At 74.9% G+C, this 22,069-nt stretch carries 25 protein-coding genes, 1 tRNA gene and 1 pseudogene; 17 read left to right on the top strand and 10 right to left on the bottom strand.

Annotated elements, in window-relative coordinates:
- Nucleotides 1–6: 6 nt before the first annotated feature.
- The 8 genes from ACIA5A_RS09590 (at nt 7) to ACIA5A_RS09555 (ending at nt 6,452) form a co-directional block, all read left to right on the top strand.
- Entirely contained in the window at nt 7–705 is a 699-nt protein-coding gene (locus ACIA5A_RS09590; protein ID WP_396758627.1) for a DUF6758 family protein, read from the top strand.
- Between the two features lie 118 nt (nt 706–823).
- On the top strand, nt 824–982 hold the full coding sequence (locus tag ACIA5A_RS09585) for a hypothetical protein (protein ID WP_013283898.1): 159 nt from the start codon (nt 824–826) through the stop codon (nt 980–982).
- 6 nt (nt 983–988) lie between these two features.
- Entirely contained in the window at nt 989–1,861 is an 873-nt protein-coding gene (locus ACIA5A_RS09580; RefSeq protein WP_396758623.1) for a PH domain-containing protein, read from the top strand.
- 102 nt (nt 1,862–1,963) lie between these two features.
- On the top strand, nt 1,964–2,695 hold the full coding sequence (locus ACIA5A_RS09575) for a SigE family RNA polymerase sigma factor (protein ID WP_396758620.1): 732 nt from the start codon (nt 1,964–1,966) through the stop codon (nt 2,693–2,695).
- Nucleotides 2,692–3,963, top strand: coding sequence for a hypothetical protein (locus tag ACIA5A_RS09570; protein ID WP_396758617.1), 1,272 nt, complete (start codon nt 2,692–2,694; stop codon nt 3,961–3,963). Before ACIA5A_RS09575 ends, ACIA5A_RS09570 begins: the two co-directional genes overlap by 4 nt.
- Before the next feature lie 10 nt (nt 3,964–3,973).
- Nucleotides 3,974–4,840 (top strand): PHP domain-containing protein, encoded by an 867-nt coding sequence (locus tag ACIA5A_RS09565; RefSeq protein ID WP_396758614.1) that lies wholly within the window; start codon nt 3,974–3,976, stop codon nt 4,838–4,840.
- A gap of 31 nt (nt 4,841–4,871) precedes the next feature.
- Nucleotides 4,872–5,486, top strand: coding sequence for a MarC family protein (locus ACIA5A_RS09560; RefSeq protein WP_393512667.1), 615 nt, complete (start codon nt 4,872–4,874; stop codon nt 5,484–5,486).
- Nucleotides 5,487–5,618: 132 nt separating this feature from the next.
- On the top strand, nt 5,619–6,452 hold the full coding sequence (locus ACIA5A_RS09555; protein ID WP_396758820.1) for a RecB family exonuclease: 834 nt from the start codon (nt 5,619–5,621) through the stop codon (nt 6,450–6,452).
- A gap of 7 nt (nt 6,453–6,459) precedes the next feature.
- Here the strand turns inward: ACIA5A_RS09555 and ACIA5A_RS09550 are convergent, their stop codons facing one another.
- Nucleotides 6,460–7,311 (bottom strand): oxygenase MpaB family protein, encoded by an 852-nt coding sequence (locus ACIA5A_RS09550; RefSeq protein ID WP_396758611.1) that lies wholly within the window; start codon nt 7,309–7,311, stop codon nt 6,460–6,462.
- Between the two features lie 119 nt (nt 7,312–7,430).
- Between ACIA5A_RS09550 and ACIA5A_RS09545 the strand changes: the two genes are divergently transcribed.
- On the top strand, nt 7,431–7,913 hold the full coding sequence (locus ACIA5A_RS09545; protein WP_396758608.1) for a DUF2231 domain-containing protein: 483 nt from the start codon (nt 7,431–7,433) through the stop codon (nt 7,911–7,913).
- Between the two features lie 24 nt (nt 7,914–7,937).
- Here ACIA5A_RS09545 and ACIA5A_RS09540 read toward each other — a convergent pair whose 3' ends face one another.
- Nucleotides 7,938–8,306: a hypothetical protein gene (locus ACIA5A_RS09540; protein ID WP_396758606.1), complete on the bottom strand. Its 369-nt coding sequence runs from the start codon at nt 8,304–8,306 to the stop codon at nt 7,938–7,940.
- 576 nt (nt 8,307–8,882) lie between these two features.
- Between ACIA5A_RS09540 and ACIA5A_RS09535 the strand changes: the two genes are divergently transcribed.
- A complete protein-coding gene (locus tag ACIA5A_RS09535) occupies nt 8,883–9,065 on the top strand; it encodes a hypothetical protein (RefSeq protein ID WP_396758817.1) in 183 nt (60 codons plus the stop codon).
- 2 nt (nt 9,066–9,067) lie between these two features.
- Here the strand turns inward: ACIA5A_RS09535 and ACIA5A_RS09530 are convergent, their stop codons facing one another.
- A complete protein-coding gene (locus ACIA5A_RS09530; protein WP_396758603.1) occupies nt 9,068–9,553 on the bottom strand; it encodes a flagellar biosynthesis protein FlgA in 486 nt (161 codons plus the stop codon).
- A gap of 358 nt (nt 9,554–9,911) precedes the next feature.
- Here ACIA5A_RS09530 and ACIA5A_RS09525 point away from each other — a divergent pair, with 358 nt between their 5' ends.
- Entirely contained in the window at nt 9,912–10,100 is a 189-nt protein-coding gene (locus ACIA5A_RS09525) for a hypothetical protein (protein WP_396758826.1), read from the top strand.
- 14 nt (nt 10,101–10,114) lie between these two features.
- Here ACIA5A_RS09525 and ACIA5A_RS09520 read toward each other — a convergent pair.
- Nucleotides 10,115–10,321: pseudogene (locus tag ACIA5A_RS09520) on the bottom strand (FmdB family zinc ribbon protein); the annotation flags it as partial.
- On the bottom strand, nt 10,318–10,965 hold the full coding sequence (locus ACIA5A_RS09515) for a 5-formyltetrahydrofolate cyclo-ligase (RefSeq protein ID WP_396758600.1): 648 nt from the start codon (nt 10,963–10,965) through the stop codon (nt 10,318–10,320). The gene ACIA5A_RS09515 and the pseudogene ACIA5A_RS09520, both read right to left, overlap by 4 nt.
- Nucleotides 10,966–11,049: 84 nt before the next feature.
- Here ACIA5A_RS09515 and ACIA5A_RS09510 point away from each other — a divergent pair, with 84 nt between their 5' ends.
- The 6 genes from ACIA5A_RS09510 (at nt 11,050) to ACIA5A_RS09485 (ending at nt 17,483) form a co-directional block, all read left to right on the top strand.
- Nucleotides 11,050–13,230, top strand: a complete 2,181-nt coding sequence (locus ACIA5A_RS09510; protein ID WP_396758597.1) for a diguanylate cyclase — start codon at nt 11,050–11,052, stop codon at nt 13,228–13,230.
- Between the two features lie 9 nt (nt 13,231–13,239).
- Nucleotides 13,240–14,235, top strand: a complete 996-nt coding sequence (locus ACIA5A_RS09505) for a UTP--glucose-1-phosphate uridylyltransferase (RefSeq protein ID WP_396758594.1) — start codon at nt 13,240–13,242, stop codon at nt 14,233–14,235.
- Nucleotides 14,232–15,545 carry a gephyrin-like molybdotransferase Glp gene (gene glp / locus ACIA5A_RS09500; protein ID WP_396758591.1) on the top strand — a complete coding sequence of 438 codons (1,314 nt, stop codon included), beginning with the start codon at nt 14,232–14,234 and terminating at the stop codon, nt 15,543–15,545. Before ACIA5A_RS09505 ends, glp begins: the two co-directional genes overlap by 4 nt.
- Before the next feature lie 52 nt (nt 15,546–15,597).
- Complete coding sequence (locus ACIA5A_RS09495) at nt 15,598–16,236, top strand: GNAT family N-acetyltransferase (RefSeq protein WP_396758814.1); 639 nt, start codon at nt 15,598–15,600, stop codon at nt 16,234–16,236.
- 179 nt (nt 16,237–16,415) lie between these two features.
- Nucleotides 16,416–17,198 (top strand): hypothetical protein, encoded by a 783-nt coding sequence (locus ACIA5A_RS09490; protein WP_396758588.1) that lies wholly within the window; start codon nt 16,416–16,418, stop codon nt 17,196–17,198.
- Between the two features lie 211 nt (nt 17,199–17,409).
- Nucleotides 17,410–17,483, top strand: a tRNA-Ala gene (locus tag ACIA5A_RS09485).
- Nucleotides 17,484–17,542: 59 nt separating this feature from the next.
- On the opposite strand, the gene ACIA5A_RS09480 is transcribed toward ACIA5A_RS09485, so the two are convergent.
- The 5 genes from ACIA5A_RS09480 to ACIA5A_RS09460 all read right to left on the bottom strand — a co-directional run bounded on the left by ACIA5A_RS09480 (nt 17,543) and on the right by ACIA5A_RS09460 (nt 22,005).
- On the bottom strand, nt 17,543–18,238 hold the full coding sequence (locus ACIA5A_RS09480; RefSeq protein WP_396758585.1) for a proteasome protein: 696 nt from the start codon (nt 18,236–18,238) through the stop codon (nt 17,543–17,545).
- A gap of 77 nt (nt 18,239–18,315) precedes the next feature.
- The gene (locus ACIA5A_RS09475) at nt 18,316–18,780 is read right to left on the bottom strand and encodes a hypothetical protein (protein ID WP_396758583.1); all 465 of its coding nucleotides are present in this window, start codon (nt 18,778–18,780) and stop codon (nt 18,316–18,318) included.
- Nucleotides 18,781–18,867: 87 nt separating this feature from the next.
- Nucleotides 18,868–19,545 (bottom strand): G5 domain-containing protein, encoded by a 678-nt coding sequence (locus ACIA5A_RS09470; protein ID WP_396758580.1) that lies wholly within the window; start codon nt 19,543–19,545, stop codon nt 18,868–18,870.
- 305 nt (nt 19,546–19,850) lie between these two features.
- A complete protein-coding gene (locus ACIA5A_RS09465; RefSeq protein ID WP_396758577.1) occupies nt 19,851–20,567 on the bottom strand; it encodes a VOC family protein in 717 nt (238 codons plus the stop codon).
- 127 nt (nt 20,568–20,694) lie between these two features.
- The gene (locus ACIA5A_RS09460) at nt 20,695–22,005 is read right to left on the bottom strand and encodes a hypothetical protein (protein ID WP_396758574.1); all 1,311 of its coding nucleotides are present in this window, start codon (nt 22,003–22,005) and stop codon (nt 20,695–20,697) included.
- Nucleotides 22,006–22,069 lie beyond the last annotated feature (64 nt).

The raw sequence follows: 22,069 nt of genomic DNA, 5'->3' as shown, positions 1-22,069 counted from the left end.
GAGGACGTGACAGTCGCGGTGAGTTGTCCGAGATGCGCGGGGCCGGTGCGCGAGCCGGACCTGATGCACGGCGAGTACCGGTGCCTGCGGTGCGGCCCGGTCGCGCCCCTGCACGTGCCGGAGCACATCGGCGCCGAGATCATGGCGAGCGTGGTCGAGCGGGTGGCCGCCGACGGCGAGCCGGCCGACCGGCCCGGGATGCCGCTGTGGTGTCCGTGGCCACTGCCGCCGGGCTGGACGCTGACCGGGGTGGCCTGGGCGGGTGACGACCGGACCGGGGTCCGCGCCACGGTGGTCGCCTGCGCCGGTCCGGCGCCGCTCGACGGTGGACCGGCCGACCTGATCTTCGTCGCCGAGGAACCCGGTGTCGGTCTCGGCTCCCGCTTCGCGGGACTGCCCGGCCCCGACCCCGGCCCGCAGGTCGAGGAGGCGCTGACCGATCCCGGCCCTGGTCACCCCGAGCGTCTGCCGCACGCGAAGATCCGGGTCGGCGGTCATCCCACTCCACTGTGGCTCGTCCGGTCCGAAACGGATCGAAGCGCGTACGCCGGCGAGGCTCGGGGAATGTGGCTCCATGCGATAGCCTGGCCGGCGAGCGCGGGTCACCTCCTCGCGGAAGAGGTCGTGTTGCACGACCTGACCGAGTGGACGCCGCCCGAGCTCGTGTACGGCGCACCGTCCCCGTATCTGCACGGGCAGGCCTGACCGGCCGGCACCGACGAGTCGGGGAGCGGACGCAGATATTCACGGTAAGACACCATGCTGATACTCTGGGTGCCGCTGCGGTAAACGGACCCGGCTCCGCGCGAGAGGATGGCCCGCTATGGTCAAGAAGGTCCTCACCTGGGCCGGCATCGCATTCTTGATCTTCTTCGTCGCCTACCGACCCAACTCGGCAGCCGACGTGTTCAAGTCTCTCGGTGGCGGCATCATGGACATCGCGCAGGGCTTCGGCGACTTCTTCACCAACCTCGTCGCCTAGCCGCCGATGGGAAGCCCTTCCGGTCCCCCCTTCGACCCGGACGATCCCGACCGGGCACGCCGGGAGCGCGACACCGAGCCGATCCCCCGGATCGACCCGGACGACGGTCCCGGATTCGGCGCCGGCTCCGGCTACGGGGCCGGGCCCTCCCTGTCGGACGGCGCCGCGTTCGGCGACGGTCCCGGCTACGCCGGCGAGGGCCGCTCCGGGCGCGCCTGGGCGCGGGACCCCGAGGGCTACCCGGACCAGCCGATCTCCGAGGAGGAGCTGGCCGGTCTCCGGGTCGACGCCTCCGGCATGGCCCCGCGCCGCGTGCTGCCCCTGGAGGACGAGCCCAGCTCGCTCGTCGCCCGCTACCTCTTCCCCACCGAGCGCTACCGGGGCGAGTGGAAGCGGCACTGGATCCACCTCAGCACGCCGATCATCGTCGGCATCGCGGCCACGTTCGTGCTCGGCTACCTCTCCGGCTTCCTCGCCGGGCGGGACGTCGGCGCGCTGACCACCGTCGCGGTGCTGCTCTGGTTCGCCGTGATGGGCTGGGTCGCCTGGCGGGTCGCCGACTGGTGGTACGACCGCTTCATCCTGACCAACAAGCGGGTGATGGTGGTCAACGGGATCATCACCCGCCGCGTCGCGATGATGCCGCTGGTCCGGGTCACCGACATGAAATACGAGCAGACCCCGACCGGCCGCGCCCTCAACTACGGCACGTTCGTGCTGGAGTCGGCGGGGCAGGAGCAGGCGCTGCGCGAGGTCAAGAACCTGCCCAACCCGAACGAGCTCTACCTGCGCGTGGTCGAGGAGATGTACGAGCCGCAGGCCGTCGAGGCGCGGTTGGGCAAGGAGGCCGACGAGGCCAAGGCCGACGACGGCGCCTGAAACTTTTCGTCCGAACATCGGAGGGACTGCACACCTTTCGCCGTCGACCCGACCCACCCGGCCGTGGGAGCCTGCCAGGCAGACGGGGGCGCGGAGGTGAGCGTGGCGAGCAGGGATCCGCTGGAGGAGGAGTTCCGCGAGTTCGTCGCGGCCCGATCCGGCGCCCTGCTGCGCACCGCCTACCTGCTGGCCGGTGACTGGGCCACCGCCGAGGACCTGCTCCAGACCGCGCTGACCAAGACCTACCTGGCCTGGAAGCGGCTCGGCGGGATCGACGCCATCGAGCCGTACGCCCGCCGGGTCCTGGTCAACACGTCGACCAGTTGGTGGCGTCGGCGCTGGCACGGCGAACGGCCCACCGAGGTGCTGCCGGAGCGGGCCGGCGTCGACGAGATCGAGCACCAGCTCGACCGGGACGCGCTCTGGCGGCACCTGCAGGCGCTGCCCGCGCGGCAGCGGGCCGTGCTGGTGCTCCGCTTCTACGAGGACATGTCGGAGGCGCAGACGGCCGCCCTGCTGGAGATCTCCCCGGGCACGGTCAAGAGCCAGACCTCCCGGGCGCTGAACACCCTGCGCCGCCGGCTCGGCTCCGAGGCCGCCCTGGGCCTGCCGACCGAGCCGGCCGCCGAGGCGTCGCCGGCCCCCGCGCCGACGCCGGGCGGTCGCGCCGCCCCGGCCGGCCGGTCGGCCCCGGCGGCCCGGCCCGCGCCCGCCCGGCAACTCGCGGACCAGCCCGAGCCCGCCGGTCGGCCGGCGACCCCGGCCACCCCCCTGCCGGCGACGACGACGGCCCGGGTCCGTCCGGCCGTCGGGATCGCGGCGGAGACCCGATGAGCGGCATCCGGCCCCTCGGTGACAACCGAACGAGCAGCCCGGAGCGTCCATTGGCCGTGGGCGAGGACGAGCTGGAGCGGGCGCTGCGGGAGACGCTGTCCCGTCGGGTCGAGCGGCCCGGACCGCTGCGCGTCGACCCGGCCGGCGACGTGCTGCGGCGCGCCCGGCGCAGCGGACACCGCCGGACGCTCACCGGCCTGGCCCTGGCGGCGACGGCGACGGTCCTGGTCACCACCGGAATGGCGCAGCTCAGCGAGCCGGACGGGCGCGGCGGCACGCCGACCGTGGTGCTCGGCGACCCGCCCGGGCTGTCCGCGACCCCACTGGCCAGCGCGTCCGCCCCGGTGTCCCGACCCGGTCCGGTTCGCGCCGAGCTCGACCTGCTCGTCGGCGACCTGCTGGACACCAGCGGCGGCGAGCGGCGGGAGCTGACCGGGGTGGGCGGCGTCGAACGGGCGCAGCGCATCCACGACCGGGAGGGTTGGCTGCTCACCTCGGCGGCCACCGCCGCCGGGCGTACCCTCTGGTGGGTGTCCGCCACCGGCGGCGCGCCGCAGGTGATGCTCGCCGCCGCCGACGCCGTCGCGGTCTCCGCGGACGGCCGCCAGGTGGCCTGGCGGGACGGCCCGGACCTGGTCGCCGCCGGGGTGGTCGCCGGCCAGCTCATCGCGCCCAGCCGGGTGGCCGCGCCGGCCGGCGTCGTGCCGGTCGGCTTCACCGGCGACGATGTGCTGGTCGCCCGGCCCGACCGGGGTGGCATGAGCGTCTGGCGACGCGCGATGGGCGGGGTGCCCGGCCCGGTGAACCCGGACGTGCGCGCCGTCTACGGCACCCGCCCGGACGGCCTGGTGGTCGGCCTGCTCGCCACCGGGCCGGCGCGGCAGTCCTGCCTGGCGCTGCTCGACCCGGCCCGCGACCTCACCCCGACCCGCACCGGCTGCGGCCCGAAGCTGGCCGCCGACGGGCTCGGCGCGGTCTCCCCGGACGGGGGGTGGTTGCTGGCGAACGGCACCGACGGCACCGCCGTGCTGGTCAAACCGGCCGGCGACCCGGCGGCCCACCCGGCCGGCCCGCTGCTGGCCGGCCCGGTCGCCTGGACCCGCTCCGGGGCCGCGTTGCACGTGGACGCCACCGGCGGGTTGGTCCGGGTCAAGCCCGACCGGGTGCTGGCCGGCGAGCGGCCGACCGCGTCGGCGATCGACGGGGTGCCGCCGGGGCAGCGGCCGGTGGTGGTGGCCGACACGCCCGCCGCGCCGGACGGGGCGTAGCGTCGGGCGGGTGAGCGCTCCCGCCCGCATCGACCTGCACACCCACTCCACCGCCAGCGACGGCACGCTCGGCCCGGCCGAGCTGGTCGTCGCCGCCGCCGAGGCCGGGCTCGACGTGGTGGCGCTCACCGACCACGACACCACGGCCGGCTGGGCCGACGCGGTCGCGGCCCTGCCGCCGGGCCTCACCCTGATCCGCGGCGCCGAACTCTCCTGCCGCTGGTCGGGCGTCGAGCCGGCCATCCCGCTGCACCTGCTCGCGTACCTCTTCGACCCGGAATCGCCGGAACTGGTCGCGGAGCTGGCCCGGGTCCGGCGGGCCCGGGAGAAGCGCGGCGAGCGGATCGTCCGCCTGCTCCAGGCCGACGGCATCCCGGTGAGCTGGACGGAGATCCTGACCGGCGCGGCCGGCGGCACGGTCGGCCGGCCGCACATCGCGCAGGCGCTGATCCGGGCCGGTCTGGTCGCCACCACCACCGAGGCGTTCGGCCCGGACTGGCTGGGGGAGCGGTACCGGCTGCCCAAGGACGACATCGACGTGTTCCGCGCGGTCGCGCTGGTGCGGTCGGCCGGCGGGGTGCCCGTCTTCGCCCACCCCCGGGCCAGCCGGCGCGGCCGGATCGTGCCGGACGAGCTGATCGCCGACCTGGCGGCGGCCGGCCTGGCCGGCCTGGAGGCCGACCACGAGGACCACAGCCCGGCCGAGCGGGAGCACGTCCGCCGCCTCGCCGCCGAGCTGGATCTCCTGGTCACCGGCTCGTCGGACTTCCACGGCACGCACAAGACCGTCCGGCTCGGCGCGCACACCACCAGCCCCGAGGCGTACGAGCGGATCGTCGCGCCGGCCCGGGGGGTGACCCCGGTCGCTTCAGGCTGAAGCGTTCCGGCCGCACGGCTACCGTGTCCGCGTGGATCTCAAGCTCTTCGGCGAGGTCTTCGTGACCCTGCTGGTGATCGTCGACCCGCCCGGAATGATGCCCATCTTCCTCGCGCTCACCGGGCCGCTGCCCGCCCGCGACCGGAACCGGGCCGCCTGGCAGGCCGTGGCGCTGGCGCTCGGGGTCATCGTGATCTTCGCGGTGGCGGGGCAGACGATCCTGGCCTACCTGCACGTCGACCTGCCCGCGTTGCAGGCGGCCGGCGGCCTGCTGCTGGTGCTCGTCGCGCTGGAACTGCTGACCGGCAAGGCCGACGACCCGAGCCAGCAGGTCACCTCCAACATCGCGCTGGTGCCGCTGGGCACCCCGCTGCTGGCCGGGCCCGGCGCCATCGTGGCCACCATGCTGTTCGTGCAGCGGGCCGGCGGTGTCACCGACTACGTGGCCATCGCGCTCGCCATCGTCGCGGTGATGGTCGCGGTCTGGGTGGTGCTGCGCTTCTCCGGCGGGATCGTCAAGGTGCTCCGACCGGGCGGCATCGAGGTGCTGACCCGGATCGCCGGCCTGCTGCTGGCCGCCATCGCGGTGCAGCTCATCGCGGACGCCATCGCGGCGTTCGTGACCGAATACCTCAACAACGCCTGAGCCGTCCGGCCGGTGTCACAGCCGGGTGGCAGGATCTGCGGTGTGCGACGACCTTCACCGACCGGACGACCCACCGGCGGCCGGGCGCCCCGGCCCCGCGCCGAGCAGGCCGAGCAGCTCGGCTTCGAGGGCATGCCCGAGCGGCTGTTCGTCTGCACCCCCAGCAAGCTCGGGGCCTACGCCGACTGTCCCCGGCGCTACCGCTACGCCTACGTGGACCGCCCGGCCCCGCCGAAGGGGCCGCCCTGGGCGCACAACTCGCTGGGCGCCAGCGTGCACACCGCCCTGAAGAACTGGTATGCGCTGGCCCCCGACCGCCGCCGCCCCGAGGCGCTCGGCACCCTGCTGAAGGGCACCTGGGTCCGCGAGGGCTACCGCGACGACGAGCAGGAACGCGACGCCTTCCGGCGGGCCCTGAGCTGGCTGGAGTCCTACGTGGCGGGCCTCGACCCGGCCGACGAGCCGCTCGGCGTGGAACGGGTGGTCGCCGTCAAGACCGCCGTGCTGGCGTTCAACGGCCGCACCGACCGGATCGACTCGCGCCCCGGCCCAGACGGGCGGCCCGAACTGGTCATCGTCGACTACAAGACCGGCCGCACCGGGCTCGACGCCGACGACGCCCGCGGCTCGCAGGCGCTCGCGCTCTACGCGTACGCGGCGGAGCGGGTGTTCCGCCGGCCGTGCCGCCGGGTCGAGCTGCACCACCTGCCCACCGGCACCGTCGCCGCGCACGAGCACACCCCGGAGTCGCTGCACCGGCAGCTCACCCGCGCCGAGGAGACCGCCCGCGACATCATGACCGCCGAGCGGGCCGTGGCCGGCGGCGCCGACCCCGACGAGGAGTTCCCCACCGAGCCGGGCCCGCGCTGCGGCTGGTGCGACTACCGGCGCACCTGCCCGGCCGGCGCGCAGGCCCCGGGCAAGGACCCGTGGTCGGCCGTCGAACGCTTCGCCGACGCCGACTGAGCACGCCTCAGGCGGCCGTGAGCCGGGCCGCGCGCTCCTTGGCGGCCTGCTGCAACGGCCCCTCCCGATAGCGGCGCGGCACCGCCGCCAAGGCGAGCCGCAACGCCCGCACGCCCACCTCCGCCGAGAGCGCGGTGGTCGGCAGGCCCAGCCCGCCGTAGAGCCGCAACGCCCAGGGCGGCAGCAACCCCAGCGCGGTGCCGGCCACCCCGAGATACGCCCAGCGCGGCGGGCCGAAGTTCAGGCCGAGCCGCACCGGCGGGCTGAGCTTCCACGGGATCGGCGGCGCGGTCAGGAACAGCGCGGTCTCGGCCGCCTCCCGGGTCATCCGCAGCTCGGGGCGTACCGCCCGGTAGTAGGCCTCGACCTCGGCGGCGGTGCCCGGCACGTCCGCCGGGTCCAGCCCGACCAGGGCGGCCGCCCGGCGCTGCTCGGTGTAGTAGCCGTCCACCTCGTCGTCGGTCAGCGCCAGCCCGGCCCGCCGCGCCGTGCTCACGAACGACTCGACCTCGGTGACGTGCACCCACCGCAGCAGGTCCGGCTCGTCGACGCGGAACTCCTCGCCGGTCGCCGGATCGGTGGCGCGCATCCGGGCGTGCAGCGTCCGCAGGCGCCGGCCGGCCGCCTCCGCCTCGGCGGTGGTGCCGTAGATCGTGGTCGCCACGTAGGTCGCCGTGCGGACCAGCCGGCCCCAGGCGTCGGACCGGTAGTTGCTGTTCTGCGCCACCCCGGCCATCGCACGCGGATGCAGCGCCTGCAGGTAGAGCGAGCGCAGGCCGGCGACGATCAGGACCGGTTCCTCGTGCACCTTCCACGTGACCGAACCCGGACCGAACAGGCCGATGTCGTCGGTGTCCACAGGTCAAGAGTGCCACGCCTGATGAACCGGCACGGTTCTCGCTGCGTGGATCTCGGTGTGCGACCACGCCGCGTCGTACGCTGACCGCGCGCGAATCCGTCCACTCGCCGGAGGTGTCGGTGTTCAGGGAAGTCAACGGTCTCCCGGGCCACGTCCTGGTCATTCACGCGGTGGTGGTGCTGGTGCCGCTGCTGGCGCTGCTCACCGTCGCCTACGGGGTGCTGCCCCGCTGGCGGCCCCGCATGGACTGGGCGGTGGTGGCGCTCGCCGTGGTCACCCCGATCCTCGCCTGGGTGGCGACCGAGTCCGGCGAGGAACTGGAGGAGGTGCTGGAGTCGCGCGGCTACCCGGCCGAGGGGCTCCGGAAGATCCACGAGCATTCCGAGTACGGCGAGACGCTGCTCTGGTTCACGCTCGGCCTGGCGGTCGTGGCGCTCCTGCTGGTGCTGAGCACCAAGGGCTTCGCCCGCACCCGCGACCTGCCCCGCTGGGTGCCGATCGCGCTCACCGCCGTGGCGGTCGTGCTCGCCGTGTTCGCGCTGGTCTACGTCTACCTGACCGGCGACAGCGGGGCCAAGACGGTGTGGGACGGGGTCGTCTGACGGCCGCCCAGGATCCGGGGTCGCTCAGAACAGGAGCCGAGAGCAGAGCAGGCAGGTCAGCAGCAACAGCACCACGCCGACGACCGCCCCGACGCCGTAGGTGAGCTGCTGGGCGCGCTGCTCGGACCGGTCCATGGCGGCCATGTCCTGCGGCGGGAGCTGCCGGGGCGGCGGCACCTGCACGTGCACCGGGGGCCGCCAACCGGGCGGCGGCGGTGTGCCGGTCGGCGGTCCGGCGTAGCCGCCCGGGGCCGGTGTCCCGGCGTGCCCGACCGGGCCGGGCCACTCGCCACCGGTCGCGGTCCAGCCGCCGGTCGGGGCGGCCGGGTCCGGCCGGGCCCAGGGGCTCTCCGAGGCGCCCTCACGCGACCACGGGCTGGTGCCCCCGGGCACGCCGGCATCCGGGGCGTGAGCGGCCGGGTTGTCCGACGTGTCGTCGCCGGAGGTGTCGGCGGGACCCGCGTCGGTGGGGCCGGCTCCCGCGTCTCCCGTTCGCCCGGCGGCTGCCGCCTCGACCGGGTCCGTTCCGTCGGCGGGTGCCGGCTCGGGCGTGTCTGCCTGTTCGGCGGATGCCGCGCCGGGGGTGTCTGCCGGTTCGGCGGGTGCCGGCTCGGGGGTGTCTGCCGGTTCGGCGGGTGCCGCGCCGGCCGGATCCGTTCGTTCCGGTTCCGCGCCGGCCGGCTGGTCGTCATCGGGCCGCCGCGCGACAGGTGTCCCGCCCGCCGGGGCCGCCGGCTCGGGGCGTCGCCAGGTCTCGTCGTCGGAGGTGCCACCGCTCGGCGTCGTCACGCCGACCGACGCTACCAACGCCTCGGCCGGTCGGCCGCCCGACGCGGCGAGCCCGATCCACCGACGGCATCGACGTCGCGGCCGGGCCAGCCGACCGGAGACGGCGGGGCCGGGTCGGCAGAGACCAGGATCTCGGACGGCCGGGAGGGTCGAGCTGCCCGCCCGGCGGCGGTATCCTTGCTGCTCGTGACCGAACCCGGCATCCGGGTCGCGCGCGGCGACGACGACCGCGTGGTCGACCTCAGCGAAGACTTCGTGGTGCTGCCCGAGCAGACCACCGACGACACCGACCGTGGCTGGGGCGAGCGCCCCGGCGGCAGCGACGACTGGCTGCTCGCCGAGCGCCCGCCGCACTGGGACTGACCTCACCCGCGCACCACCACCGCGAAGCGGCTGCCCTCGGGCAGGCCGACCGCGCGCCGTGCCTGCTCCGGCGGCAGCGCCAGGTAGAGCGCCGAGGACCCGTCGACCGCCCCGGTCGCGCCCACCACGTCGAGCACGAGCGCGCGCGGCGCGAGCAGGCTCGGGTCGGGTGACCCGCCGGCCGGCACCACCAGCAGATCGACCCGGGCGCCCGGGCGCAGCACGGCGAGGGCGGCGGGCTCGGCCAGCCGGATCGGCACGCCGACCGTCCCGGCCGGCAGCTCCGGTGTTCCGCCGGACCGGGCCGAGGGCGCCGTCGTGCTGCCGGTGGTGGTCAAGGACGACCCGGGAGGGCAGCCGGCCGGGGTCTGCAGCACCGCCGCGGCCAGCCCCAGGAGCACCGCGACCAGCGTCACCCGCAGCAGCGTCCGGCGGCGGGGCAGCCCGCGCCAGCGCACCGGTCGCAACGTCGACTCCGTGTCCGCCACCGCGGCCTCCCGCCCGTCCCACCGTCCCGGCCACCGGCCGGCCCGGCCCGATCCGGCCGGGCCCGACCGCCGCCGGCCCGTCAGCAGGCTAGGCGCGCTCCACCGCTCCGCGTCGTCCCTCGGAGCGCCCTGTGGATAACCCGCCACGCGGTGAACGCCCCGAGCGTCGTGCCGGCGCCCGGCGAGGCGGCCGCGCCGGCCGAAGAGGTGTTAAGCGGGGGCCCCGCCTCTACCGAATGCGTTAAGCGGGGGCCCCGCCTTCCCGCCGAAGGCGGGCGCGCACGAAAAGTGGCCGCCCCGACCGGGGCGGCCACTTCTCGCAAAGCGCGGACGTCAGGCGGAGCTGGCCGCCGAAGCCTTGCCAGCAGCCCCCGACGACGAGGCCGACGACGACGACCCCGACGAGGACGACCCCGACGAGGACGAACTCGACGAGGACGAACCGGACGACGACGAGTCGGACGTCGAGGACGTGGACGACTCCGACTTGGCCGGCTTGTTCGAGGTGCCGCTCTCGGAACCGGACGAACGGGAGTCGGTGCGGTAGAAGCCGGAGCCCTTGAACACGATGCCCACCGAGTTGAAGAGCTTGCGCAGCCGCCCCTCACACGCCGGGCACTCGGTCAGCGGCTGGTCCGAGAAGGACTGCACCGCCTCGAGCTGGTGGCCGCACGCGGTGCAGGCGTACTGGTACGTGGGCACGTTCTCCTCCGGATCTGGCACAGCCGGTCTGGCACTCGTGGTCTTCGAGTGCCAATGGTGCGTCATCGCACCCGGATTCGTCCAGCGGAAGCGCCCGGTCCCACACCCGGCACCGCCACCAGCCCGTCCGCCGGGGTGATCACGCAGTGCACCGGCCGGTCGTGCGGGTCGGCGGGGACCACGTCGACCAGCTCGCCGTCGTGCAGGAGCGCCACCGTCGGCACGGTCGCGGGCACCCGGGCCAGCGCCCGGTCGTACGAGCCGCCGCCCCGGCCCAGCCGCACGCCCCGGCGGTCCACCGCCAACGCCGGCACCACCACCAGGTCGGCCCCGGCCACGGCGGTCCGGCCCCGGGGCGGCCCGGTCGGCTCGCGCAGCCCCCGGCCGGCGGCCCGCAACGACTCGCGGCCGGTCCAGGCGGCCCAGTCCAGGTCCAGGTCGTCGGCGAGCACCGGGAGCAGCAACTCCGCGTCGGCAGGCAACGCGGCGCGCAGCACCTCCGGCAGGTCCGGGCCGCCGGGCTCGGAGGCGACCGGCACGTACGCGGTCACCCGGGCCGGCCGCAGCCGGCGTACCAGGGCGGTCAGCTCGGCCTGCACGGACGCCGCGGCCCCGGCCCGGCGGGTCGCGGGCAGCGACCGGCGGGCGGCGAGCAGCGCGACGCGCAGCTCCCGTTTCGCCTCGTGCACCTCATCCGAAAAATCCGGCACGCAACACTCCTGACGCAACGCTTGCCTACCGGTCGCTCTGTGTCAGCATCGCACCAAGGGGCGCGGAACTTCCGGGGGGAAGGCTTGACGCTACGCGGGCGGTTGACGGTGGCCTTCCTCGTGGTGGTGCTCGGCCCCGTGCTGCTCGGCGCGGCATTCGTCGGCGCCACGGTGAGCGCGGTCGACCGCAGTCGCGCCACCGAGCGGCTGGGCCTGGCCGCGGCCGGCGTGCGTACCTCCGTCGACGCCCTCTGCCAGCAACTGCGCGCGGCGGCCGACGCGGTCGCGCTGGTCGGCGACCCGGTGGCCCGGTCACGCGCGGCCGACCAGGTGGTCGGCCGGGGCCTGGCCGCCGCCGTGGTGATCGTCGACCCGGGCGGCCGCACCAGCTACGCCACCGCCGGCGGCCCGGCCGGGCCCTGGCAGGACTGCGCCGGCGCCCCGGCCGGCCCGGTGGGGGCGCTCGCCGTCCAGGTCCGGCTCCGCGACCCGGCCGGCGCCGACCTCGGCGCGGTCGCCGCCGCGCAGCCCGTCGACCCGGCCTTCGTGGCGCGGCTCGCGGCCGTGACCGGCGTCGGGATCACCCTCCTCGACGCGCCCGGGCGGATCACCCACACGACCGAGGAGCAGGGGGTACGCGCGGCGGTGCTGGCCGCCGCCCGCCGGGTGGCCGGGGACCGGGTGGCCGGGACCGGCGACGGCCGGTACGTGCGCCGGGTCGGGCCGTCCCCGGGGCAGCCGCTGCCGCTGGTGCTCTCGGTGCCGGGGCAGCGCCCGCCCGGTCTCTACGGCGCGCTGGTCGCCGCGGTCGCACTGGCCGCGCTGCTGGCCGTGCTGGCCGCCTGGCGGCTGGCCCGGGTGACCACCCGTCCGCTCGTCGAGCTGGCCGGCGCGGTGGACCGGGTGGCGCAGGGTGACCTGACCGCCCGGGTGCCGGTGCGCAGCCGGGACGAGATCGGGCGGCTGGCCGGCGCGTTCAACCGGATGACCCGGGAGACCGGCAGCTACGTGGCGGCGTTGACCAGCAGCCGGGACCAGCTCCGCAACCATCTGGTGGTGCTCGGCGACACGCTGGCCAGCACGCACGACCTGCAACGCATCCTGCGGGTGATCCTGGACAGCGCGATCGCCGGGACCGGCGCGCGGGCCGGGGCGGTGCTGCTGCTCGACGGCCACGGCGTGCTGGTCGGCCAGTGCGTCAAGGGGCTGACCGGCCGCTGGCCGACCGAGGACCCGACCGACCCGGCGACGCTGCGGGTGCCGGTCGGCGCCGGGGTGGTGGGCGCGGTGGTCGCCACCGGGGAGCCGCTGCGCGGCCGGTGGACGCCGCCGGAGGCGCGGACCGGGGAGCCGACCTGCGAGACGTACGTGGCGGTGCCGTTCGCCGCCCCCGACCCGCGTGGCCCGGAGCGTCCGGGTCACCCGCCCGCCGACGGCGACCCGGCCACCCTGCCGAGCGCCGCGCTCGGCGTGCTGGCGCTCTACGACCGGCTCGGCGGCGACGAGTTCGACGACGACGACCTGGTCATGCTGCGGACGTTCGCCGGGCACGCGGCGGTGGCGGTGGAGAACGTCCGGGTGCACGAGGAGGCGCAGCGGCTCTCCCTCACCGACCCGCTGACCGGGCTGTGGAACTACCGCTACCTGCGCGAGTCGATCCGGCGGGAGGTGGAGCGGGCGAACCGGTTCGGCCGGATGCTCAGCGTGCTCGCGCTCGACCTGGACCGGTTCAAGCACGTCAACGACACCTGGGGGCACGCCGCCGGGGACGCCGTGCTCGTCGAGTTCGCCCGCCGGGTGCGCGGCGTGATCCGCGAGGTGGACCTGGCCTTCCGGCACGGCGGCGAGGAGTTCGTGGTGCTGTTGCCGGAGACCGACGCCCGGGGCGCCACCATCGTCGCCGAGCGGATCGGCGCGGTGGTGCGCGACCACCCGGTGCCTGTCGACGGGCACGGCGACGAGCCGCTGCGGGTGCCGGTGACGGTGTCCATCGGCATCGCGGTCTACCCGGACCACGCCGGCGGCGGGCAGCAGGTGCTCGACGCGGCGGACGACGCGCTCTACGCGGCGAAGGCCGCCGGGCGGGACGGCTACCGGCTGGCGCCGGCCGGGGATCCGGTGCGCACCCAGGAGATTCCGGTGGTGGCCGCCACGGTCGTTCCACCCGACGGGTTGCCCAGGGCCGGCGCGGCGGACCCGGGGAGCGCCGGGCCGGGCGGCGCGTCTTCCGGTCCTCACCCGCCGCGGCAGAGCCGTGGCCGATAGTCTCGCGGCATGTCGGAGCACTCAGCGAACCCCTCAGCGACCGCCGCGACCGGTCGCTCCCGCGCGGTCAAGGCCGTCATCCCGGCCGCCGGCCTGGCCACCCGGTTCCTGCCGGCCACCAAGGCGGTTCCCAAGGAACTGCTGCCGGTCGTCGACCGGCCGGTCCTGCAGTACATCGTCGAGGAGGCCACCCAGGCCGGCATCACCGACGTGCTGCTGATCACCGGGCGGGGCAAGACCTCCATGGTCGACCACTTCGACCGCCGGCCCGACCTGGAGGAACGGCTCGCCAAGAAGCCCGAGCTGCTGGCCGCGGTCAAGCGCACCGAGGAACTGGCCGCCATCTACACCTGCCGCCAGCCGGAGCAGCTCGGCCTGGGTCACGCGGTCGGCTTCGCCGAGTCGCACGTCGGCGACGCGCCCTTCGCGGTGCTGCTCGGCGACGAGTTCGTCAAGCCCTCCGAGCCGCTGCTGCCGGCCATGCTGGAGCTGCAGGCCCGCACCGGTGGGGTGGTGCTCGCGTTCTTCGAGGTCGACCCGGCCGAGACCAGCCGCTACGGCATCGCCTCGGTCGAGCCGGCCGAGTCGGAATACTCGGACATCGCCGAGGTCGTCCGGGTCACCGGCATGGTCGAGAAGCCCAGCCCGGAGGAGGCGCCGAGCAACCTGGCCGTCCTCGGCCGGTACGTGCTCCCGGGGCGGATCTTCGACGCGATCAGACGCACCGAGCCGGGCAGCGGCGGCGAGATCCAGCTCACCGACGCGATGGAGCTGCTGCGCACCGAGGGCGTGCCGGTGCACGCCATCGTCTACCGGGGCACCCGCTACGACACCGGCATGCCGCTCGGTTACCTGCAGACCGTGGTCCAGATCGCCGCCGAACGCGAGGACCTCGGCGCCGAGTTCCGCAAGTGGCTGGCGGAGTTCGTCAACAAGGGCGACGAGACGGTCACCGACGCGGTCCTGAACGGCCTGCGCAACGCGTCCGGCGGTGCCGATACATGACCGCGACGGCCGACGCCGAGGCGGCCGCGAACGAGTTGACGCCGCTCGCCGACTACCTGGGCAGCGTGCTGCGCAGGTTACGAGCGCTGCCTCCGCTCGACCTCGACCTGACCCAGGCGTACGGCAACGTGCTCGCCGAGGACGTGGTCGCCCCGCACTCGTTCCCCGCCTTCGACCAGTCGGCGGTGGACGGGTACGCCGCGCGCTGGGAGGACATCTCCGGAGGGAGCCGGGGGCCGGGCTATGTCCCGGCCCCCTCCGGTATGCCCGGCGGGCGCAGCATCCGGCTCAACGTGGTCGGTGACCTGGGCGCGGCGAGCTGGCGACCGGTGCGGCTCACCCCGGGCGCCTGCTTCTCGGTGGCGGCGGGCGCGCCGCTGCCGATCGGCGCGGACGTGGTGGTCCCGGTGGAGTGGACCGACCAGGGCATGGCCGCGGTGGAGATCTTCCGAGCCCCCAAACGGGGGTACGGGCTGCGCCGCGCCGGGGAGGAACTGGTCGCCGGCACGCTGCTCGCCCGCGCCGGCGCCTACGTCTCGCCGGCCCTGGTGGCGGTGTTCGCCGCGACCGGCATCGGGCACGTGGTGGTGCGACCCAGCCCTCGGGTGGTCATCGTGGCCACCGGCGACGAACTCGTCGACGTGGGCCGGGGCAGCCAGCCCGGGCAGGTGGTGGACACCAACTCGCACGCGTTGACCGCGGCGGCGGCCGAGGCGGGCGCGCTCGCGTACCGGGTGGGGATCTGCGACGACGACCCGGAGGCGCTGCGCGGCCTGTTGGAGGACCAGACGCTGCGCGCCGACCTGATCATCACCACCGGCGGCACGGGCACCGGGCCGGGCGACATGGTCCGCCGGATCCTGTCCCGGCGCGACGGCGGCCGGGCCGGGCCGGTCACCTTCACAGAGGTGGCCCTCTATCCCGGAACGGCTCTCGGGTTCGGTACGGTCGGCGCCGAGGAGGTGCCGGTGGTGTGTCTTCCCGGTGAGCCCGGCGCGGCGCTGATCGGCTTCGAGGTGCTGGCCCGCCCGGCCATCCAACTGCTGGCCGGCGCCGAGCCGGTGTTCCGGCCGAGCGTGCGCGCGCACCTGCTGGAGACGGTCTCGTCCCCGGTGGGGCTGCGCGAGTTCCGCCCCGCGCACGTGGCCGAACGACGCGGCGGCGGCTACACCGTGCAGCCGATGGCCGGCGGCCCGTTCACGCTCTCCGGCCTGGCCGAGGCGAACGGCCTGCTGGTGCTCGGCGAGCGGGTCACCACCGCCGCGGCCGGTTCCACGGTCGACGTGTTGCTGCTGGACCGGCGCCGGTGAGCGCGAGGAGTGAGCTTGCGAGCCCCGCAGTCGCGATCGGTGTTGTTCGGTGATGTTCCGGCGGGCGCCGGGGTGGCCGGCGGTGCTTGTCGACGGTCCGGTGGTGCTACGGCCCTACCGGCGTTCCGACGCGGCGGCGTGGTCGACGATCCGGCGGGCGAACCGGGAGTGGCTGGCCCCGTGGGAGTCCCACGTGCCGGGTGGCTGGGACCAGACGAACTCGCCGGCCGCGTTCCGCCTGGTCCACGCGGACCAGCGCCGGTCGGCGCGCACCGGCGACGGCATGCCGTTCGCGGTCTGCCTGCGCGAGGACGGGCAGGAGCGACTGGTCGGGCACCTCAACGTGGGCAGCATCGTCCGGCGGGCGTTCTGCTCCGGGTACGTGGGCTACTGGGTGGACTCCCGGGTGGCCGGGCGGGGGGTGATCCCCACCGCGGTGGCGCTCGCCGTGGACCACGCGTTCGGCCCTGGTGGCCTGCACCGGATCGAGGTGAACATCCGGCCGGAGAACGTCCCGTCCCGCCGGGTGGTGGAGAAGCTCGGCTTCCGCGAGGAGGCCTACCACGTGCGGTACATGCACATCGACGGCGCCTGGCGGGACCACATCGGATACGCGATGACCGGCGAGGAAGTGGCCGCCGAGGGCGGGCTGCTGGCCCGTTGGCACCGCGCACGTGACAGCCGGCACTGACCCGTTCGGGCGGTGACCGCCCGGCGCGGCGCACGGTGATCTCGGTCGGCGGCCCGTAACCTCAAGTAACTGCAAGCTGTGGCAAGCGCTGTCGGTCCGCATGATGTGCGCCGTTAACGAGAGTCGACGGAAGAAGTTGCGGCCGTGTGGCGCTCGCCCCGAACTTGGTGACGGGAGGGGTGAGGGTGCCGACGTCGGTGCTCCTCGCCGTCCTCGCCGCCGCCGGTCTGCTCGCCCTCGCTCCGGCGCTGGTCCGCCGGTACGACGCCACCGAGCGGCTGGTGGCGGAGCGGGCGCAGTCGACGGCGCGGGTGCTCCAGCGCGAGCGTCGTCGACGCACCGTGCCCGGACGCCGGCCGGTGCACCCGCCGCGCGCACTTGTTGTCACCTTGAGTGAAGATGCCGACACGGGCGGTCTTGCCCGGCCGGTCTCCGCCCCGCCCGTCCGGCGGCGCTCCGGCCGACTCCGGCCCGTTTCGGCGATCCCGGCGCAGTCCCGCCGACGGCATCCGCCGCACCGGCGGCACACCCCTGCGGTCTACCGCCGGCGCCGGGTGCTCGCCGCGCTGCTCCTGCTCAACCTGGTCGAGCTGGTCGGCGTGATGCTGGTCGGCCCCGGGTTCTGGATCGGCGTCTCGGTCACCGGCGCGCTGCTCGTCGCGTACGTCGTACACCTGCGGCAGCGGGCGCTGGCCGAGCGCCGGCGGCGGCGCGCGGACGCCCGCGAGGCGGCCTGGCTGGCCGCCCGTCAGGCCGAGGTGCGCCGCGAGCAGGCCCGGCGCGCCGCGGCCCGGCGGGAGGCGCAGCGCCGACTGGCCGCCCAGCGGGAGGCGGTCCGGCGTACCGCGATGGGCCTGGACCGCCCGGCGGACCTGCCACCCGCCGCCAGCGGCGGGTCGGTCTCCTACCGCCGGTCCGGGGGCCTGCGCGGGCGCCCCTACCAGTCCGGCCGAGGCGCCTGACCCCACTCTCGTCGATCTTGGACTTGTGGTGCCAGGAGCTGTCCTCCTGTGCCCGACATGGGAGGTGTCACAACTCCATGATCGACGGCGTCGAGGGGCGGGCGGGCGGACCGGGGCGGGGCGGTTCGCGTGGTGGGGACGGGACCTGTTAGCCTTGGCGCCGGCCCGCCCGGTGAAAGCCGGGTGGGACCTGCGCCGGTCAACCGGCGGAGGGGCTGTGGCGCAGACTGGTAGCGCACCTCGTTCGCATCGAGGGGGTCAGGGGTTCAAATCCCCTCAGCTCCACCCAGTGAGAAGGCCGTCTCCGGTGATCGGAGACGGCCTTCTCCATGTCAGCCGCCGGGTCAGTCGAACAGCTTGTCGAGCGCTTCCTGTTCGAGGTCGCGCCACCGCTGAGCGTCCTTCTGCGCCTTGGTGATCTCCTTCTCGTCGAGGTGGTGGGCGCCCTCCTCGCGGATGCACGCGACGCTGAACGGACCGCCGACCGACGGTGAGGTCCGCTCCAGCGCCTCCAGCACCCGCACCACGCCCACCACACCGAACTCGACGGGGCGCGTGGTCATCCGGAAGTGGGACAGCAGCGCGCCGGCCTGCTGGGCCATGGGCGCGCCGGAGCCGATGGCGTGGAAGCCGACGTCCTCGTAGCGGCCGATGAGCCCGTTGGGGTTGATCTCCACGATCCACGGGCCACCCTGGCTGTAGCCGGCCGCGAGCAGGTACGCCGACACCCCGCCGCCGCTGCCCTCGCCGGGCACGTCCGGGATGTAGTTCGCGTAGTGCTTCTTGAAGACGGGCAGGACGCGCTCCTGCAACTCGTCGCCGATGTCGGGCGCCTCGAGGATGGCCGTGGCCGAGTCCTGGAGGAGCGGGCGCAGGTCGTTGAGCACGCCCCGCGCGCCGCTGCCGCCCCAGGCGGCGCACTCGCCCAGCGGGTGCAGTTTCTGGGCGGGGAAGCTCAGGCCGCGGTCGCTCTCGGTGATCTGGGAGTCCGCGCCGATCACCACCCCGTCGCTGCAGACAACGGCGAGCACGACGGTCATGGGGATCCTCCTGAGCAGGGGTAAGGGGTCTGGCCCGAGGTACCCGACCGCCCGCCCGCCTACACTCGCGCCGGCGGTCAGGCGGGGCGCAGGTCGGCGACCATGACCGGGTACGGGCCGGCGGGCTCGTCCGGCCCGGCCTGGTCGCCCGGGACGACGTTGTCCATCCGCATCCGCAGGTGCCCCGGCCCGACTGCCTCGAACACGATCCGCCACGCCCAACCGCCGCCGTACTCACCGGTCAGCTCCACCGGGCCTGATCCGGCCGCCGCGCCGGTCAGCGTCATGGCCGTCGGCTGCTGGTGCCAGGAGTCGCCCCACCAGGCGACGAGCGAACCCGGCGACTCGCCGGCGGCGATCACCACCAGGCCGTCCTGCGGGCCGTCGTCCGGATGCGCCCACGAGTAGGCCACGGTGGTCAGGTGACCGCCGGCGGCGGTCGCGACCGTCGACGTGGCGGGTGACTCGACGAGCGGGTCGGCGGGCATCAGCCGGAAGCCGTTGGTGCCGACCCAGGACCCGGTGGCGTCCGCGAGAACCATCGGCCCAGCATAGGCGCGAGGACGTCGCGCCACCGTCCTCACCCGACGTGCTGGTACGCCGGGTACGTGAGGTGGGTGTGCGCTCCGTCAGTCGTCGCAGCCCACTCCGTCGCCGTCCCGGTCCAGGTCGTAGATGTCGCTACCGATGACGCGGACCGGACCGTCCACGTACGCCGGACCGTTGCCGCTGCCACCCGAGCAGTCGACGTCACTCGCGACGGGTACGCAGGCCCCGCTGTAATTCGGGTCGCACCTGCGTGTCTGCTTGGTTCCGACGGCGACGACCTGGGCGACCGGCTGCCGCGTGACCACCGACCGGATCAACTTCTTCGCGGTCTGCACGCCGTCGGTGACTGTCACCTGGTAGGTGAGGGTGCGGATACCGGTGACCCCGCGTGTGCGTACCTTCTTGGTCCCGCTCTGCAGGGTGGAGTCCTTGACCGTCCTGGTGGGGTAGGGGATCTTGGTGGTCGAGGTGACGGTCCTGAGCTGGACCTGGGGCGACGGGGACGCGCTCGGGCTCGCCTCGGTCGGCGACGCGGCCGGGGCCGAGGTCGTCAGATCCGCGACCGCCGGCGCAGGCGCTGCGGCCTCGACGGCGATCGTGGTGGACGTGGCTGGTGCGGCAGCCTTGCCGCCCGTTCCAGCGGGGGAGTCGGTGCTCATACCGATCGCCACTCCGCCGCAGCAACAGAGCACCAGCACGCCCACGGACGCGATCGCGACCTTCGCGCCGACGGAGAGCCGGCGCCATCGCGACGACATCGACATCGGGTACGCCGGCGCTGCGCCGAGCGGGACGGGCGTGGGGCTCTGCGGTGATGGGTGCGTCACGCACCTCAGTCTGCTTCCGTCGGCAACAATTGCCAGCGGTCGATCGGAGCGCTCCGTACCGACGGTTCGACACTCGGCCACGACGAAGGTGGCGGGATTCGGACCGACCGATGAGTCGCAGTGCTGGCCGGACGAACGAGGACCCCGGCTCGGCCGGACCCACGGCGACCAGCGGCCCCGCGTACACCCACCCTACGGCTGTCCACCGGGGTCCGACTCTCGCCGCCGGGCCGGTCTCAGTCGGCCGGCAGCGTGGCGGTCAGCTCGGCGGCGTGCTGGAAGGTGTCCACCAGCCGTGCCCGGCGCTCCTCGTCCAGCGGCACCGCGCCGGCCCGCCGCAGCAGGTCCCGCGCCGCCTCCGGCTCGTCGAGCAGGAGCGCCAACTCGGCCCGGTGGACAAGCGCCTCCACCAGGACGGCGGGATCGTCGGCGGCGTCCGGCCGGGCCAGCGCGCCGTCCAGGATCTTGGCGGCCTGCCGGGCGTCGCCCCGGGAGTCGGCCTGCACCGCCGCGTTGCGCAGCGCCCGGGTCAGCCGGCTCTGGTCCTCGTCGCCCGGTTCGGCGGCCCGGGCGACGAACCGGATCCAGTTGCCACCGGGGTCGACGATGCTGAACCCGGTGTGCCCGTCCTGGTTGCTGCGCGCCCGAGGGCGGGTCATCCGGGGCACCCCGGAGACGAGCACCTTCCCGTACGCGGCGCGCAGGCCCGCCGCGAAGGCGCGGTGGATGCCCGCCAGGTCGTCCACCACGACCAGGCAACTGCCGTACGAGGTGGCCGGGTCGAACTCCGGCATGCCGAAGAAGTGCAGGTTGAGGTCCTCCCGGCGCAGCGCCAGGTAGGGGTTGGGGCGAGCCTGCCGGTACGTCACCTGGAAGCCGAGGGCCTGGTAGAACGGCGCCACGTCGTCGAGGAGCCGGCAGGGCAGCAGCGGAATGGTGGTCTCGTCGGCCATGGTTCGAGCCTGCCGAGCGGTGGGCGGCCCACGCACATGGAAATGTCCGAATGGATCGGGGAGGCCGCCCGAACGGACGAGGGGTCGGCCCCGGGCGGGACCGGCCCCTCGTGCGGGGTGGTGCGGGTCAGGGCTTCCAGGACCCGGCGGTACGCAGGTGGTGCTCGTACTCGACGACGCCGCTCTTGTCCTTGACGTCGAAGATGAGCTGGCCGCTGCGCTTGGAGCCGACCGGCAGGTTGTTGCCCGAGGTCATCAGCTTGCCGCAGCCGGAGAACGCGCCGCCGATGCCACTCTCCTCGGTGCCGTCCGCGCCCTTCCAGGTGAAGAAGAACGGGTTGATCGAGCCGGTGCCCTTGGTGACCTCGGCGGTCACGTCGGCGATCAGGAACATGCCGTTCTTCGGGCCGGGCATGAACTCCCGGCAGGCGGCGTCCTTGGTCCGGAAGTTGCCGACCGTGATCTCGACGGTGCCCTCGTCGTCGTTGACGATCAGCTTGTCGCCGGCAGGCATGTTGAACGTCTCGTTGTCGGTGGTGCCCGGCTGCGGCGTGGCGGTCGGGGCGCCGGTGGTCGGGGCGTCGACCGGGTCGCTGTAGGTGATGCCCGGCGTGGGCAGGTTGTCGATCGCCTCCTGGGTCTTCTTCGCCCCGCTGTAGATGGCGAAGATGCCGCCGCCGCAGCAGAGCAGCAGCAGGACCACCGCCACGATGCCGATCGTGAGCCAGACGTTCTTGTTGGACTTCTTGGCCGGCGGCCCGAACGGCTGGCCCGGCGGCGGCGGGTACGGCCCGGCCGGGTACGCCTCACCCGGCGGGTACTGCCCGGGCGGCGGGTACGGCGCGCCCGAGGTGGGCGGGTACGGCGGCTGCGCCCCACCGGGCGGCGGGTAGGCCCCACCCGGGGGCGGGTACGAGCCGCCGGGCGGCGGATAGCCACCGGCCTGCGGGAACTCCCCGCCCGGCGGTGGGTAGGAGCCACCCGGCGGCGGGTAGGAGCCCGCCTGCGGGTACTCACCGCCCGGCTGCGGAAGACCGCTGCTCGGCGGCGGGTACGGCGCGCCCGAGGTCGGCGGCGCCGGCGGGAAGGCCGTGGTGGACGGGGTCGGCGGGAACGCCTCGGTCGGCGGCGCGGGCGGGAACGCCGTCGTGGGCGGGGCCGGCGGGATCGCCTCGGTGGGCGGCGCGGGCGGGAACGCCTCGGTGGGCGGCGCCGGGTAGGGCGTGCCCGAGGTGGGAGCCGGCGGCGCCCCGGAGGTGGGGGCCCCGGAGGTCGGCTGCTGCGGCGCGCCCGAGGTGGGCTGCGCGTCCGGGGCGGGCTTCGCCCAGGGGCTGCCGGACACCGGCGGCATCGGCGCGGTGGGGAACGCCTCGGTCGGCGGTTCCTGCGGCTGCTGGTTCGGGTCCTGCGACCCGGACGGAGGCTGAGGGTGGCTCACCGTACTCCTTGGGCACCTTCGGGATTTTCAGTCGGAACGACGGTACAAGCCCGGGTCAACCCGG

It is taken from the genome of Micromonospora sp. NPDC051300 (genome assembly GCF_044455315.1).
Classification (GTDB): domain Bacteria; phylum Actinomycetota; class Actinomycetes; order Mycobacteriales; family Micromonosporaceae; genus Micromonospora; species Micromonospora robiginosa.
The sequence above is the reverse complement of the archived record's forward strand: the minus strand, read 5'-3'. Positions and strand labels throughout refer to the sequence as shown.